Source organism: Fusibacter fontis (assembly GCF_055378735.1).
On sequence record NZ_AP042445.1, the window covers coordinates 219,406 to 237,732 of the forward strand.

General features: G+C 39.1%; 6 protein-coding genes. All 6 read left to right on the forward strand.

Features of this window, described 5'->3' with window-relative positions; translation table 11 throughout:
• The first annotated feature begins 54 nt into the window (after nt 1-54).
• The 6 genes from ACZ41W_RS00880 (at nt 55) to ACZ41W_RS00905 (ending at nt 18,261) form a co-directional block, all read left to right on the forward strand.
• On the forward strand, nt 55-258 hold the full coding sequence (locus tag ACZ41W_RS00880; protein ID WP_464313007.1) for a hypothetical protein: 204 nt from the start codon (nt 55-57) through the stop codon (nt 256-258).
• Nucleotides 251-6,514, forward strand: a complete 6,264-nt coding sequence (locus tag ACZ41W_RS00885) for an S-layer homology domain-containing protein (RefSeq protein WP_464313008.1) — start codon at nt 251-253, stop codon at nt 6,512-6,514. The genes ACZ41W_RS00880 and ACZ41W_RS00885 overlap by 8 nt, the downstream gene beginning before the upstream one ends.
• A gap of 209 nt (nt 6,515-6,723) precedes the next feature.
• A complete protein-coding gene (locus ACZ41W_RS00890) occupies nt 6,724-8,880 on the forward strand; it encodes a WG repeat-containing protein (RefSeq protein WP_464313009.1) in 2,157 nt (718 codons plus the stop codon).
• Between the two features lie 57 nt (nt 8,881-8,937).
• On the forward strand, nt 8,938-15,042 hold the full coding sequence (locus ACZ41W_RS00895; protein WP_464313010.1) for a hemoblobin-interacting domain-containing protein: 6,105 nt from the start codon (nt 8,938-8,940) through the stop codon (nt 15,040-15,042).
• Between the two features lie 224 nt (nt 15,043-15,266).
• Nucleotides 15,267-16,199 (forward strand): helix-turn-helix domain-containing protein, encoded by a 933-nt coding sequence (locus ACZ41W_RS00900; protein ID WP_464313011.1) that lies wholly within the window; start codon nt 15,267-15,269, stop codon nt 16,197-16,199.
• 394 nt (nt 16,200-16,593) lie between these two features.
• The gene (locus ACZ41W_RS00905; RefSeq protein ID WP_464313012.1) at nt 16,594-18,261 is read left to right on the forward strand and encodes a methyl-accepting chemotaxis protein; all 1,668 of its coding nucleotides are present in this window, start codon (nt 16,594-16,596) and stop codon (nt 18,259-18,261) included.
• The last annotated feature ends 66 nt before the right edge of the window (nt 18,262-18,327 follow it).

Consider the following 18,327-nt stretch of genomic DNA (forward strand, 5'->3'; position numbering starts at 1 on the left):
GTGGTTTTTTTATATAATCCTTATTGAAAAATGAATTTTGAGGAAGTGATTTTTATGAGAAAACACTGCGACATTATAATCGGTAGAAGCGACTTTTGTGAAGCTTTTGAACAAGATGCTGATCGATTATTTTCTGCACGAGAGTGCTGGTACTGCAAATACGGAGATTTCGGAATCTTAACGGAGCATCCTACTCAAGAGGGTGTATGCAGATATGCTGCGATAAGTATCAATCAGGAGGAAGACCAAAATGATTAAGAGATTATTAACGATTTTACTGACGGTATGCATGATATTGCCGTTGATTCAGCCGATAGCATTGGCAGCCAGTAATCCAAGTACGAACACGTTTGATATTTCAGAGGGTGACATCACCATTACAAATGGAACGACAAATGGAACTGTAAAAGTATCCTATGGTGCGTCGCAAATCAAAGACAATATAAATGCTCAAACCATTTCCATTATAGGGACGACTTCAAGTAACAAAGTAATCGTCAACACTTCAAGCAACATAATCGTGAAAATCACGTTGACAAACGTGGTTATTCAACTCTCAAATGCTTGTGCTTTTGATATACAGAATGTTTCAGTAGTGGAATTAACGTTAATTGGGACAAATATTTTAAAAAGCGGATTGCTCTCAGCTGGATTACAAGTTCAAAATACTGCTTCTGGCATTGCAGAAGTCACAATAGGCGGAAGTGGGTCACTTGATGCGACAGGCGGAGATGAAGATGCTGCAGGTATAGGTGGTAGCGGTGGGTTATTCAGTATGGATTATGAGCATGGAATTAATACCGATGGTGTGAGCTGCGGAAAAGTCACAATTATCAGTGGAACTGTCTATGCAAATGGAAGCCGTAATGGTGCAGGCATAGGGGGTGGTGGTTCCTATAAGTCCTATAAATCTGGCGGTAATGGTGGAACTGTGATTATCACAGGTGGTACTGTAATCGCAAAAGGTGGTAGTTGGCGTGGTGCAGGCATTGGTGGTGGCGGTTCTACTAAAGGAGGCGCCGGTGGATTCACTTTTATTACAGGTGGAGATGTAACTGCTATAGGTGGTGGCAATGCAGCTGGTATAGGTGGTGGTGCGAATGTTGACGGTGGCGCACAATACGCTGGCGCAGCTGGGACGATTAAAATTTCGAATACGGCAAAAGTTGTGGCAGTTGCCAGAGGAACAAAGCCATCCATAGATGACAATGATGGTGTGATACAACCAGATAGTGGCACAGTCGCGAATGTTTTAGTCATTAACTATCAGTCAAATGTCACAAATGCAACAACTACAGATGTGAAAGATGCGAGTCTTTCTTCTGTGACTTCATATAAACCTCAAGGTGAATATAAATCCATTGCATTTACCATGCCGATGGCGAGTTACGTCCTATATGCAAATGATAAAAAACAGATAGGAACGATAAGTGGCACAACGAGTTCTGTATTTTCTGTTTCCCAAGGACTTAACATTTATTCCGATGTAACAAATTCAACCTTTGGTGCAAATGTCATTGTTAAAAAGGACAATCATGCTTGGGCGACGGATACGCCGATCATTAAGTTGTCATCTTCTCCATCTTCACTAACAAACGAAATCAATGGATCGCTTCTAAATGGAGAATATTCTTTTTCCGGTCTTGAAGATGGGACAACGTACTACGTTTGGGAACAAAGTGCGACAACTAGTTATTTAGGTGAATCTGTAACAATCGATTCCCAAACTGCAACGGTCAATTATTATACATTGGCGGTGGCAAATGGTGTAGGAACAAGCGCTTCGAAAGGTAGTGGCATTTACCTAAAAGGTAAAACTATGGCGATTGATACAACTGTCAATGCGGGATATGCATGGAATAAATGGACGAGTAGCAATACAGCAATTTTACCAGATCAAATGTCAAAGTCTGCCAATATTGTGGTGCCAGCAGATGCGATCACGTTTACTGCGACTGCGACGCCGATTTCATATACCATCGAATATACTCTGAACAGTGGTGTGGTATCTCCGATAAATCCAGTTAGTTACACCATTGAAACAGCGAATGTAACGTTGACAATGCCAACTCGATCGGGCTACACATTCTTAGGTTGGACAGGCAGTAATGGCATGTCAGCTCAGAAAAACGTCAGCATTCCAACAGGTAGTACTGGCAATAAATCCTATATTGCCAACTGGAAAGCAAATCAACCGGATTCTGCACTTCATGCATCTGTTGTAACTGCAAAATCCGATGTGAGTATGACCATAGCAACACAAACTGGATATGAATATAGTTTAGATAACGGTGTAACTTGGTACAGTAGTATAACCGGCAGTTATACGTTCACAGGTTTGAAACCCAATACCTCTTATTCTCTTATCTATCGAAATGCACCAATTGAAGCGCCCGGTAGTGTTGCGATAGCAAGTGATGCATCTGCACCACTCACTGTGACGACTAAGACAGTGCAACAGACAGCGCCAGTCGTACCAACTATTGATAGTGGTGTAAATAAACCGACAAGTAGCAGGATCACAATAAATCAAGTAGCAGGAAATGAGTACTATATTTCCACGAGCCCTACTGCTAATTGGAGTGGAACTCCAGATGGCTATTTTAAAGCAACCGAAAATGGCATCCACAATTTTGATGATCTAAAACCAGCGACAAAATATTATGTCCATGTCCGCGTGGCTGAAACAGAGACTTCTATGCCATCGGCTTCCAGTAGCGTTGAACAGTATACGCTACCTGAAACACCACTTCCAAGTGTCATCACGATTCATTATGTCAATGAAACGATAAACTTCGCCAATCTCTATGAGGTCAGCACCAGTGCCGACTTTACAACGCCCCTTATCACAAGCGGAGATGCAATTACGCCGGGAACGACTTACTTCGTTCGAAAAGCTGTAAGTGGTGCAGTTCCAGCAAGTGAAAGTGTGAGTTTGAAGATTGCCTCAAGACCTGAGAAGCCAAATGTCGTAAGCGCTGAAAATATTATTAAGTCTCAATCTTCAATGATCATTACAAATACTGTAGCTGGTCAGGAGTATCAGGTTAATGGCAATTGGTATTCTCCAGTTGACGGAAAAGTTGAGGTTACGGGATTATCTGCAGGGACCGAATATGAGGTTATAACACGTGTAAAGGCAAGTTCAAATACATTTGCAAGTGCACCTAGTAAAGCCTTAATAGTTAAAACAAAGACAGCTCCAGCGGTTGCTCCTACAACACCAACTGTGGGGAATGGTGTAAATAAACCGACAAGTAGCAGGATCACAATAAATCAAGTAGCAGGAAATGAGTACTATATTTCCACGAGCCCTACTGCTAATTGGAGTGGAACGCCAGATGGCTATTTTAAAGCAACCGAAAATGGCATCCACAATTTTGATGATCTAACACCAGCGACAAAATATTATGTCCATGTCCGCGTGGCTGAAACAGAGACTTCTATGCCATCGGCTTCTAGTAGCGTTGCACAGTATACGCTACCTGAAACACCACTTCCAAGTGTCATCACGATTCATTATGTCAATGAAACGATAAACTTTACAAATCTCTATGAGGTCAGCACCAGTGCCGACTTTACAACGCCCCTTATCACAAGTGGGGACGCAATTACGCCGGGAACGACTTACTTCGTTCGAAAAGCTGTAAGTGGTGCAGTTCCAGCAAGTGAAAGTGTGAGCATACTCGTTCCTGAACGGCCTTTAGCGCCTACAGGCATTACTTCCAGTCAAACGAAAAATAAGATTACGATTACGCCAGTTCCTGGTCAAGAATATAAAATTGGAAACGGTGCATGGCAAGATAGCGGCAATTTTACCAATTTATCTGCCGGTACGGATTATGCAGTATATGCTAGAGTGAAAGCCGTGAGTTGCGGAAGTTCTTCATTTGCATCGGAATACTATTTGACCACAATTCAGACAAAATCAGATGGAAACTCAAGTTTTGACTTGCCGACGATTACCATTCTTCCAACCTATAATCCGAGCGCCATGCTAAAAGATATCGTGCTTCCCAATGGGTGGAAATGGATGACACCTGAGATTGTGCCAACGGTGACAAATAGCGGATATGGCATCGTCTATACGCCAACAGATGCAGACGTAGTGGATTATTCAGGTGTTGAGGGTTATAGTATCGATAGTGATGGGAAGGTGACCATTACTCGTAATATCAGTCTCACTGTCAATCGCGCAAATCCTACGGCATTAGATTTTTCTTTTCTAGCTCCAGAAAAGCTTGAATTTGACGGAACTGCCAAAAGTGCAGTGGTCAATGTGAAAGCCGGTATTCCGGGGATGGGTGCGGCTACTGTAAGTTATTTTATGAATGGTGAGAAAACGGTTCCAATCAATGCAGGGACATACACTGTAAAAATAGATGTAGAACAAGGAAATAATTTTGAAGCTATAAGTGGTGTAACAGATAGCAGTTGGCATTTTACCATTGCAAAGGTGGTTCAATCTCAACTTGCGATTACGAATAAACCGTCTCGTGTTACGTATGGTGACATTTTCACGCTTGGAACTCATGGTGGCAGTGGTACAGGTGCTGTTACATGGGCTGTAACAAAAGGTTCTTCGGCAATTGTAAATGAAAACACCGGAGAAGTCACAATTACGGGTATTGGCGAAACGACGATTACTGCCACAAAAGCATCGGATGGAAATTACACAAGTGCAGTGACAGATTCATATACGTTTATTCCAGAAAAGCGATTGCTTTCAGTGGATCTTCCTTCTGCAAAAGGAGGATGGACGAAACGATATGATGGAAAAATCGACTTCAATCAATCTTTGATAACAATGGGTAATCTCTCAAATAAATTGGCTTCTGATGTGGTCAATCTTTCGGTACAAAGTGCAACTTATGATAACTCAAATGTTGGTTCTGCGAATAAGCTGTTGACTCTTACGTATGCGATAGACGGAAAGGACAGCCAATATTACTTGGTACCAAATAATACCGTAATCAGTACGGCAACAATTACAGCAGCCACGCCAAAAATCATCATTAAAAGTAAGAACGAAGTTTATACCCGAGAAAAAATTGAGATGGATCCAGCTACTGTAATCGGCGTAACAGGGGGCTCAACACCAAACGGTGCAATCACCTATGTCTACTACACAGAAGAAACGTGCAAAGAGATAAACAAGACCACTCCACATCAATCAGGTGCTAAAATTGCCGGAGGTGCACCTATAAATGCGGGGACGTATTATGTAAAAGCGACGATTGCTGAAAATGGAAACTATCTGTCAGCAACCAGTGAAATCGCAACCTTGACGATTTACTATCCTTCTAGTGGTGCGAATAAATCTTCTGCGCCAGTTATTGTGGATGGCAAAATAGTTGATATGGGGACAGTTGAGGTTAAAGACAGTGTAACAACGGTTAAAGTCGATCAAAATATGATGAGTGAACAGCTTAGAAATGCAAAAGATAGTGTGGTAATCCCGATCACATCGCAGACTGATACAGCTTCAGCTCAGCTTGTTGTACAAAATATTGAGAAAATGGCTGAACGCAGCATAACACTTACAATTAAGACTGATGGTGTCAGCTATGAAATCCCCACTGGTGCGATTGATACGAGTGCAATTCTTAAATATTTGGGCACATCAGATTCTTCAAAGGTGCCACTAAATGTTACTATTAGTAAACTTTCTAAAAATGCAATCAACATTAAGGATGGGTCACTGTTGATGGCGCCTATTGAATTTACCATTACTGCCAACTACAATGGCAAAAATATTGTTGTGGATAAATTTGAACAATTCGTTCAACGAGTGATTGAGATTCCAAATGAAATAGGTTCCAAAACAATTACCACTGCTGTTGTAATGGAAAAGGATGGCTCACAGCGTCATGTCCCAACAGATGTGTTTTCAAAAAATGGAAAGACATATGTGAAAATTAATTCTATGACAAATTCGACTTATGCACTGATTCAAAATCAAACCATTTTTACAGACACGACTGGAAAATGGTATGAAGACTTTGCTGAAGAGATGGGAAGTCGTAAAATTATTAGTGGCATAAGCAAAAACATTTTTGGAGGAGAGCGAAGTGTAACGAGAGCGGAATTTGCATCGATGCTCATACTTGCACTGGGGTTATCGAGTGATGAAGCAAGTACTTTTAGTGATGTTTCCATAACTGCTTGGTATTCAGGTGCTGTATCGACCGCTGCTCAGTATGGGTTGGTGTCAGGAAAAGGTGGAAATAGATTTGATCCCAATGCGTTCATCACACGACAAGAAGCGATGATGATGCTTCAAAAAGCAGCTAAATTGGCAAATTATACTGGAACAACTGGGAATTTAAACGGCTTTGCAGATGCCAAACGCGTTAGTTCATGGGCAGAAGAGGCAGTTAAGTGGAGCGTTGGCAGTGGTTTAATCGTTGGATCCGGTGGCAACTTGCATCCAAACGATCACATATCCCGCGCTGAAAGCGCAGCTGTCATACTACGACTCCTACAAAAAGCAAGCTTGATAGACATAAGATAAAAGTAAGAAAAATAAGATAAAATGCAAGTATAAGAGCGTCTAATTCTTTTAAATAAGGCGCTCTTACTGCATTTGAATCAACATGTCATTTATTCACTTGCTTATCAAAATAAAAAGTATTATCATTGAGTATCAATGTTTATTTTAAACCTATATTTATTGTATATGAAATACGATATAAATATTCTTAAACACGAAGGAGAGTTTCGATGAAAAAAGTTTTTAGTTTGGTCATTGCATTATTATTGGTATCTCAATTGATGCTTACTACACCACACCTTTCATTTGCTACGTCCACTGCTGTATCTACCGCTAATTATAAAGCTGAAGATGTCACCTGGATGGGAAAGAGTGCGGATTATTCAAAAACGCTTGAATCTGTTTTTGACAAAGGCTTGAGAAGGGTGATGGTTGGAGATCAGTGGGGACTTGTTGATACATCAGGAACATTTGTCGCCCCACCGATCTATGATGAAATTCAAGTGAGATTCACAAAAGATGACTATTATGAAATTCCTCAAACTGAATCCATTTTCGTTGATGGCTACGTTCAAGTGATACGTGATTATAAGATGGGACTAATGAATACACTTGGAGAAGAAGTTGTTCCTTGTAAATATGATGAGGTATGGCTTCCTGTTGAGGGCGTTTGTCGTGTCATCAAAGATAATAAATTAGGATACTATAACGTTGAATCTAATAAAGAAATCGTTGCGCCAAAATATAATATAAGTTCATATGAGTGGCTTGATGAGTCATCTCCACGTACGTATCAAACCATTGTTCGAATTGGCGCAAATGGCAATAAAATTGAAACTCATCCAGCTTGGTTTGACTTTAATGGCGGATACGCCTTAGTTCCAATAAGTGATGCAGGGAAACTTGGTATCAATGGTCAAATTATCGATAAAACGGGGAAAGAAATACTCCCTAAGCCATATCCATTCTTTGTAGAACCTTTATCAGGAATCGATGAAGGTATGCATATACAATCTTATCCACAAAATGGACCCTACTTGGTTTTTCAAAAGTATTCGACAGAACGCTTAACAATCATTTCGGATCAGCATTACAAAGTTGCCGTACCGGCACATTTAAACAGTGGGTTGGTGGGTTCAAAAGGTGAAATCATACCTGCAAAGTACCACGGTTGTATACCAACTCCAGAAAATTTGTCTTCTTTAGGGACGTTTTCTGATAAAGTTCCTAATCCAAAGGGTGATCCAAATGACTATAAATTTGTCAATTATTCACGGATGACGGTATTCCCTGCGTTTTCTATGGTCGTTACTTATGACGCCCCTAAAGATGATAGCCAGAATTTTGAAACTTATGGGAGACTTCATAGCATCGTAAAGTTTGATGGTACTGTGATGAAGAATATCTTGAATGCCCGTTATGACGCTGTAAATGATATCGTCATTGCGAGTGATTTTATGAAAAATGTTACGTATGTGTTTTATAAAAATGGAACCATGAAAACGTATCCGAATTGCGCATATGTAGACCCAATGGCTAAGTCGAGTATGAAAGGTTACATTGCAGTAGACAATCGATTTGCACCGAACGATCCTGAGATCAGTGCGTATCTTGTGTCAATTCCTTCGGGCAAAAAAAGTAATTATAAATTTTCTTTTATTGCAGAAATGATGAGTTCAGCTGGGACATTTTGGGCTGGAAATAATGAAGGAAAATACGGACTTGTTCGCGCGAGTGATGGCAAGCAATTAACTCCGTTTGTGTATGAGTTCGATTATAATGATGTAGACGGGTCTACACATTTTGGTGTTGGTGAAGACCAAACATCGATTGTCAAAAAGGATGAGAAATACGGGATAGTTGATAAAAACGGTAAGCAAATTGTACCTTGTCAATATGAATCCATTTCTTATGAATCGGATATGACTTGTAGTTTTTCAAATAGTTTAGATGAAAGTCCTGGAAGACTTGAGACTGCAACAGGAAAGATTCTTGTACCCAATATGATCGATTCTCCTAATACCTATTTTGGGAATAACGTTCTCATGCTCAAATGCAGTACAAGCCCCATTACTCTCGACGATGTAAGCAAATATAAACTGACTGACTTTGCAGGCAATGCATTGACAGATGAGTATGAAAGAATCAATTCGCCAGAATATGGCATGATCAGTATGGATTTGACTGTTAAAACCGGTGATTTTGATTGCAAAGATTCTCAAGTGGTAAGCTTTGATGGAAAGCCACTTTGTCCTAACGCGCTCGTTAAGGATACCTTAGATTATAAAGTAACCTTCGTAGTAGCTGACGGCAAATTCGGATGCATCAGTGTTTCTAAACTGCCATATTCAGATCAACCGAAAATATTGACTTCTAAAAAGCGTTAAATATTAGCACTGTTAATACAATTACAAAATACATTAGTTATTGGAGGATGAAAGCAAATGAGGTATAAACCTTTAAAGAAAGTAGCTATTTTTTTATTAATTATTTCACTGTTGGTTCAAGTTAATCCATTTATTGAACCAGTATTCGCTGCTGTATGGTCTGGAGCACCCGCTGCAGCATTCGCAGGCGGAGATGGAAGTTCGGGGTCACCCTACCAAATTGCAACCGGAGAGCAACTTGCATTTCTTGCTCAAAAAGTGAACGCAGGTGAGGGCGATTATAAAAGTCAATACTACATTTTAACTGAAAATATTGATTTAGGAAATTTTCCTTGGACACCCATTGGAACTGAAACTAACAGTTTTAGAGGTAATTTTGATGGCAATAATAAGACGATTTCGAATTTATCAGTGGGTAATATTCAATATGCAGGATTATTTGGATATGCTGATAATGCAATCATTAAAAATGTCGGATTACTGAACGTAACGATAAATTCATCATTTGTTGTTGGATACAACGGCGCATTGGCTGGATATATTTTAGAAACAACGGTGGAAAACTGTTATTCCACTGGTCAAGTAAATGGTGGAACTGATTCGTCGGCAGGCGGACTTGTAGGTGCTGCAAATTGTTATTATGTCCCGAGTGTAATTAAGAAAAGTTACTCAAACTGCAACGTCAGCGTTCAACTAAGTGCGGGTACTCAAACCGGTACAGCAGGAGGAGTGGTTGGAGCTTTGAACTATTCAAATGTTGAAAATTCTTTTGCAACTGGAAATGTGAGTGGAAAAGGGATGCTATGCAACGTTGGCGGTTTAGCGGGATATTTTATTGGTGATGGAGCAAATACGTATAAAATAGATAATTGCTATGCGACTGGTAACGTCACTGGTACAGAAGGTGCGAATTCTGGTGGATTCATAGGAATAAACGGTGATGATGCATCTACTAATCCATTTATTAATTGTTATTGGAATAGTGATGCGTCCGTAACATCAAATAACGGGATAGGTGATGGATTAGGAACTGTGTCTTCTAAAACTCTACTACAAATGCAAAGTGCATCATTTGGCGAGTTGCTTGCTGTGAATAGTGGTGGTCTTAGCTGGAAAAATGTAGATGGGGTTAATAATAATTTGCCTATCATTTCTACTTTATTGAGCGGCAAAACCTTAACAGCAGACACCACATCAAACAGTGTAGATAATGATTTAGACATCACATTTGATGCAGATGGTGCCTTTGAAAGTGCCATTACAGGTGTTTCTTATAATGGAAACACATTGGCAGCAAATCAATACACCGTGGGAAGTGGCAAAGTGACCTTACATCCAAGTGTGAATGGAAACGCTTACCTAAGAACCCCTGGAACGGGCAATATCATTATCACAGCAACAGGCTACAGTAATTCAGCCGTTTCTCAAACGATTAACGCAGGTGCTGTCGCAACTTTAGAAGTAACGACGCAACCCGTAGCCGGAGCAGTAAGTGGTAATGCATTTGCACCACAGCCTGTAGTAAAACTTAAAGATCAATACGGCAACTACTGTACAACAGGTGTTTCATCATCAGCAAACGTCGTTGCAACAGCAAAAGCTGGAACTGGCTCATGGTCAATTGGTGGTACAGCTACTCGAGCAGCCGTTTCCGGAACTGCAACCTTTACGAATTTAACCTGTACATTGACAGCGCCTGGAAATGGAGCCATGACTTTTACAACGGGTGCAGTAACAGTGGATAGCGCAACCTTTACGATTCCGCTTAACTCAGGCAAAGCCTTAATTGCTGACACTTCATCAAACAGCGTGGATAACAATTTAGACATCGTATTTGGTGCAGATAGTGCCTTTGAAAGTGCCATTACAGGCGTTTCATATAACGGAAACACATTGGCAGCAAATCAATACACCGTGGGAAGTGGCATAGTGACTTTACACCCAAGTGTGAATGGAAATGCATACCTAAGAACCCCTGGAACAGGCAATATCGTCATCACAGCAACAGGATATGGAAGCTCAACTGTTTCTCAAACGATACAAGCAGGTGCTGTCGCAACTTTAGAATTAACGACGCAACCCGTAGCCGGTGCAGCGAGCGGAGAAGCCTTTTTACCACAGCCTGTAGTAAAACTTAAAGATCAATACGGCAACTACTGTACAACAGGCGTTTCATCATCAGCAAACGTCGTTGCAACAGCAAAAGCTGGAACGGGTTCATGGACAATTGGCGGAATAACTACCAAAGAGGCATCATCTGGAACTGCAATCTTTACAGATTTAACCTGCACATTGACAGCACCAGGAAATGGTGTCATGACCTTTACAATTGGTGCAGTAACAGTGGATAGTTCAACCTTTACGATTCCACAAAATGCAGCAAAAACCTTAACGGCAGACACCACAGCGAACAGTGTAGATAATGATTTAGACATCACATTTGGTGCAGATAGTGCCTTTGAAAGTGCCATTACAGGCGTTTCATATAACGGAAACACATTGGCAGCGAATCAATACACCGTATCAAGTGGCAAAGTGACATTAAAGCCAAGTGCAAATGACAACACTTACCTAAGAACCCCAGCAACAGGAAACGTGATCATCACGGCAACAGGATATGGAAGTTCAATCGTATCTCAAACGATACAAGCAGGTGCTGTCGCGACTTTAGAAGTAACGACGCAACCCGTAGCCGGTGCAGCGAGCGGAGAAGCCTTTTTACCACAGCCTGTAGTAAAACTTAAAGATCAATACGGCAACTACTGTACAACAGGTGTTTCATCATCAGCAAACGTCGTTGCAACAGCAAAAGCTGGAACAGGTTCATGGACAATCGGTGGAACAAGCACCAAAGAGGCATCATCTGGAACCGCAACTTTTACAGATTTAACCTGCACATTGACAGCACCAGGAAATGGTGCCATGACCTTTACAATTGGTGCAGTAACAGTGGATAGTTCAACCTTTACGATTCCACAAAACGCAGCAAAAACCTTAACCGCAGACACCACATCAAACAGTGTGGATCAAGATTTAGACATCACATTTGGTGCAGATAGTGCCTTTGAAAGTGCCATTACAGGTGTTTCATATAACGGAAACACATTGGCAGCAAATCAATACACCGTATCAAGTGGCAAAGTGACATTAAAGCCAAGTGCAAATGACAACACTTACCTAAGAACCCCAGCAACAGGAAACGTGATCATCACAGCAACAGGATATGGAAGTTCAATCGTATCTCAAACGATACAAGCAGGTGCTGTCGCGACTTTAGAAGTAACGACGCAACCCGTAGCCGGTGCAGCGAGCGGAGAAGCCTTTTTACCACAGCCTGTAGTAAAACTTAAAGATCAATACGGCAACTACTGTACAACTGGCGTTTCATCATCAGCAAACGTCGTTGCAACAGCAAAAGCTGGAACAGGTTCATGGACAATTGGCGGAACAAGCACCAAAGAGGCATCATCTGGAACCGCAACTTTTACAGATTTAACCTGCACATTGACAGCACCAGGAAATGGTGCCTTGACCTTTACAATTGGTGCAGTAACAGTGGATAGTGCTACCTTTACGATTCCACAAAACGCAGCAAAAACCTTAACGGCAGACACCACAGCAAACAATGTGGATAACAATTTAGACATCACATTTGGTGCAGATAGTGCCTTTGAAAGTGCCATTACAGGTGTTTCATATAACGGAAACACATTGGCAGCAAATCAATACACCGTATCAAGTGGCAAAGTGACATTACACCCAAGTGTGAATGGAAATGCATACCTAAGAACTCCAGCAACAGGAAACGTGATCATCACGGCAACAGGATATGGAAGTTCAATCGTATCTCAAACGATTAACGCAGGTGCTGTCGCAACTTTAGAAGTAACGACGCAACCCGTAGGTGGTGCAGCGAGCGGAGAAGCCTTTTTACCACAGCCTGTAGTAAAACTTAAAGATCAATACGGCAACTACTGTACAACAGGTGTTTCATCATCAGCAAACGTCGTTGCAACAGCAAAAGCTGGAACAGGTTCATGGACAATTGGCGGAACAACCACCAAAGAGGCATCGTCTGGAATTGCAACCTTTACAGATTTAACCTGCACATTGACAGCACCAGGAAATGGTGCCATGACCTTTACAATTGGTGCAGTAACAGTGGATAGTTCAACCTTTACGATTCCACAAAACGCAGCAAAAACCTTAACGGCAGACACCACAGCAAACAATGTGGATAACGATTTAGACATCACATTTGGCGCAGATAGTGCCTTTGAAAGTGCCATTACAGGTGTTTCATATAACGGAAACACATTGACAGCAAATCAATACACCGTATCAAGTGGCAAAGTGACCTTACACCCAAGTGTGAATGGAAATGCATACCTAAGAACCCCTGGAACAGGCAATATCATCATCACAGCAACGGGATATGACAATTCAATTGTTTCTCAAGCTTTGACACATGGAACTGCAGTTTCAATGGTACTTGTACAAGACCTAAAAGCACCGTTAACTAATGGTGGACAATTTGCACAACAACCAAGCATTGAGTTAAAAGATATATATGGAAATCTTTGTATAATGGATCAAACGACTGTAGTGACAGTCGGTAAAGAAGACACTGGCGTATGGACATTGACTGGAACGCTTAATGCTACTGCAAGTTCTGGGGTTATTAATTTTACAAATCTTGGTGCGACCAATATAGGCGCAGTAAATACAGCACAGCTTAGTTTTGCTTCAGGAACAATGTCGAAAATTACAAGTAGTGTTGTCACTTTACTTGAACAAAAAACTTCAAATGAGGATGCAAGTAATAAGCCAACGCCAAATCCAGTAACCCCTACTCCACCAGTAACACCGATACCGGCTGAACAGCCAATTATCGTCATCGTTAATGGTGAAGAACAAAATGCTGGAAAAGAAACAAAAACTGTTGAAGAGGGAAAAACAGTTGTGACAATAGAAGTCAATCCAGTTGTGATAGACAGTAAAATTGACGAAGCAATTAAAAACAACACATCTGGAGCTGATAATACGATACAAGTAGTTATTTCGGATACTCAATCTGAAACTGCAAAAGTCGTTTTAACAGGTGATATTGTAAAAAAACTAGAAGAAAATACATTTGAAGTATCTGTAAAAAGAGACAATGTAGAATATCTTATTCCAGCAAAAGAGTTTACGATCAGTAAAGTAGCAGAAAGTCTAGGTGTGAAAGCATCAGACTTAATCAACATAGAAGTTGAAGTAAATATCACTAAACTAGACGATAAAGTGATTGAACAGTATAACGCAGTCGCAAAAGCAAATGGCGCTGAACTTGTCTTCTTACCAGTATCATTTGAAGTGGTAGCTAAAACAGTAAGAGCAGACCAATCAACTGACGAAGTACAAATTAATAAATTTAGCAACTATGTTGAAAGAGTGATGGAGATACCCGCAGGTGTTGACGCAAGCAAAATCACTACCGGTATTGTGTTTAATGCAGATGGTACTTATAGCCATGTACCAACAACAGTATTCCAAAAGGATGGAAAATGGTTTGCTAGTTTAAATTCACTTACAAACTCAAACTACTCAGTCATTTGGAATCCAATTTCTGTGAAATCTGTTGAAAAGCATTGGTCAAAAGAAGCAGTTAATGATATGGCATCTAGAATGGTTATTTCAAATCCAGAAAAATTTGAACCAAACAAAGCCATTACGAGAGCGGATTTTGCAGAATATATTGTAAGAGCATTGGGACTCTACCGAGAAGGATCTGTTCATGAGAATCGCTTTAAAGATGTAAATGCAAAAGATGCAAGTGCAATGGCAATCTTAATCGCAAGTGAATACGGAATCGTTACTGGTTACTCAGATGGAACATTTAGACCAGATGCGCTCATTACTCGAGAAGAAGCCATGGCAATGTATCAAAATGCAATGAAAATCACTAAATTAGTGGGTACAGATACAGAGAAATACCAAAGCTACACAGATTTTGCAAAAGTAAGCAACTGGGCATCTAATGCAGTTAAAGACGTATTATCTGCACATGTATTCAATGGTACAAGCGCGAAAAACATTTCACCAAAAGCTCACTTAACTTACGCAGAAGCAGTACAAGCCATTAAGAACCTTTTAGTGGAATCGAAGTTGATTAACAAGTAAAGACAGATAAAAAGTGCTCTTGATTATGAGAGCACTTTTTTTATTGTTTTTAAGGTATAGTATTTTTCTAGCAGAACTTACTTCATCGCATATTGACAAGGAGATGCATTACACTTAATCTGTTAGATGACTACATCTTTATGACAGAGCGGCAAGCGATTGACGAATTATTGAATGAAAGTTTTAATGATGAGCTATATGTAATTTCCTAAAAGGAGAGACTGATGAATTTTATCGGAAATGTTATAAAAGAATATCGTAGTAGCATTGGGATGAGTCGTAAAGAATTATCACAAAATATTTGTTCAGAGAAATATGTTTACTTAATTGAAAAGGGAGAACGCACACCATCGGCTGAAGTAACTAGACAATTTGGGGACGCAATGGGGATTGATTTGTTTAAATATTATGAATATCTTGATTGTATAAACCCAATTGAAGTTGAAATGACTATTAAAAATTTTAATCAATTTAGAATAGAAAATGAAATGGATGCATTGAAAGAGATAACCGAAAAAGCGATGCAGTTACCAGACTTTCAGAGAAAGCCATGGGTGTATGAAATTGAATATAATAGAATTTCATATATGACATTTAAAGAATTCAGGTTTCGTGAAGCAATAAAGGAAATCTTGAATATAGTGCAAAATACTGAACCGAAATACTTAAAAACTATATGTTTTGCTAGATATTATATTCTGCTATCGATTTGTTATCAACTGATTAGGGATTTTGATAATGCACAAATTGCGACATTAGCTGCAACCGAAATTGTTGCCAATAAGCACAATATTGCAAAAAATGCTCAAGTTGTTGTTGCAGTCAAGTTATACAAAATTACATTAAATTATTTTTTAGGCAAATTTGAAGATGTTATTAATGATGGACATGAGCTTAATCAATATCAAATCAAGATGAATACTTATGAACTTGGTCATCATGGATTTTTTTATTTAGCCTATTCATATTATCAAATAGGGTTGGAAGTTGAGGGCATATCATGGTTTTTGAAAGCACTCTATGCAGCACATATTCGTTATAAACCTAGGGATATATACTATTTAACAAAACATGAAATGTTTCAAGTGTTGTGTCGAGATTCTAGAGTACCAAGCGAGTTGGTAAAGCAATTTAAAGCAAAATACGCTATGGAATAGTGAAAGATAAATAATAGTAAAAAAAACATTATTAAAGATACAGACATCTGTAATTGCTAACACAGGTGTCTTTTTTTATTGGATAAGTCAAAAATAATTCGGAACAATTGTTCCGTTTTGTGTATGGCTTTATGTGATATTATTAGATTGCTATGCAAAAGTACGTAAAAAAATCAGTGGGAGTTAATTGAAAATAATGCGATACAAATGAATTTACTCGCGTTAGATGCGCTTATTGAAGCAACAAGAGATGAAATTTGAACAATCTTACAATCGGTATTATTAATAAGGTGAATACTTTTAGACTTTGATTTAGTGTATCGGTAAAAATAAAATCTACCAGTTGTAGGCAGTAATAAATCTAAAAAGAAATAATCATATTAGGAGAATTTAAATGAAGATTAGAGGAAAGATTTTATCAATGGTATTAGGCCCGGCAATTGTAATAGGAGCAACCGCGATAATTATCACTGGAATTGAAGTAAAACAAAACGTTCAGGATCAAATAAAAGCTCAATTAAAAGTTGCAGCTTATGCAGGAGAAGAAGCATACCAGCAAGAAGAAAAAGTTAATGCAGATAACTTAAATAATACTGACGAAGTAACTCGCGTTATTGATACGATTCACGATAACGGCGGCGTTCATATATCCGTTTTTGAAGGTGATGAAAGAATCGCTTCAACTATCAAAGATGAAAATGGTAATCGTGTTATAGGAACCAAAGCACAAGAGGAAGTCGTTAATACAGTGTTAAATCAAGGCAAAGATTTGTTTGTAGAGGTAGTCGTCGGTGGTGAGGATTATTATGCTTATTACATTCCAATAAAAAATGAATCTCAGGAGATAACAGGTATTTTTGTCGCTGCACATACTCAAAAAGAAGTGCAAAATGAATATATCGGTATTATATCTAAGATTTTTATTGGTGTTTTTATAATTGTTGTTATATCGATTCTGCTTGAAAATATGTTCATAAAAAGACTGACAAATGCAATGACTAGAAATGTAGATGTTTTAAAAAGAATATCACTAGGTGAATTAAATATAGAACAAAATGAAAAAGATGTCTTAAGAAAAGATGAAATAGGAGAAATTGCAAACGCAACTTTGAATCTAAAGGAATCTCTTAAAAAGATTATTACAGGGATTAATCAAACAGCTTCGTCACTATTAGCGGCATCAGAAGAATTAGAACAAGTGTCTGAGGAAACTGCGACAACTACAGATGGTATAGAAAAGGCGGTGGAAGATGTGGCTCTTGGCGCGACTTCACAGGCTCAATCAACAGAAGAAGCTTCGAAACAAACGATAATCATGGGTGATAATATTGAGAAAACTTCTAATGCGATATACCAATTACACTTGAATTCAGATAAAATGATGGAAGCAGGTGCTATTGCAATGAATACATTAGAAGAGCTTAATGTTATCAATGAAAAGACAAAGTTAGAAATTGATACAATCTCTAGGCAGACAAATGATACAAATGAATTTGCTTTAAAAATTCAAGAAGCTGCAGACATAATTACTTCAATTGCAAATGAGACTAATTTATTATCGTTGAATGCTTCAATAGAAGCAGCAAGGGCTGGAGATTCAGGTAGAGGATTTGCAGTTGTAGCAGAACATATAAAAAAATTAGCAGAACAGTCAGCTGCATCAGCCAAAGAGATTGGTGATGTTATATACACATTGATTGATAACTCTAACAAAGCGGTAGAGACGATGCATGGCGTTAAAGAAACGATAGAGGTTCAAAATTCTCATTTAAACAAAACAAAGGAAAGTTTTATACAAGTGTACCATGGTATCAATCATTCTACGGATCAAATTAAGGAAATATCAGATATTACAAAGAACTTAAATGAATCTAGAATAACGGTTGTAGATATTATCACTAATTTAAGTGCAATATCAGAAGAGAATGCAGCAAGTACAGAAGAAACATCTGCATCGACAGCACAATTGACAGCTGCAGTGAATGATATTAGTTCAGAGATTACTATTTTAAAAACTTTAGCAGATGAATTAGTGGGGGCAATTAGTCTATTTAAACTATAAAAATAAAGATTGTGATTTGTCTGAGAATAAACCCATCAAAACACCACATTCCTCTCGCACATATGC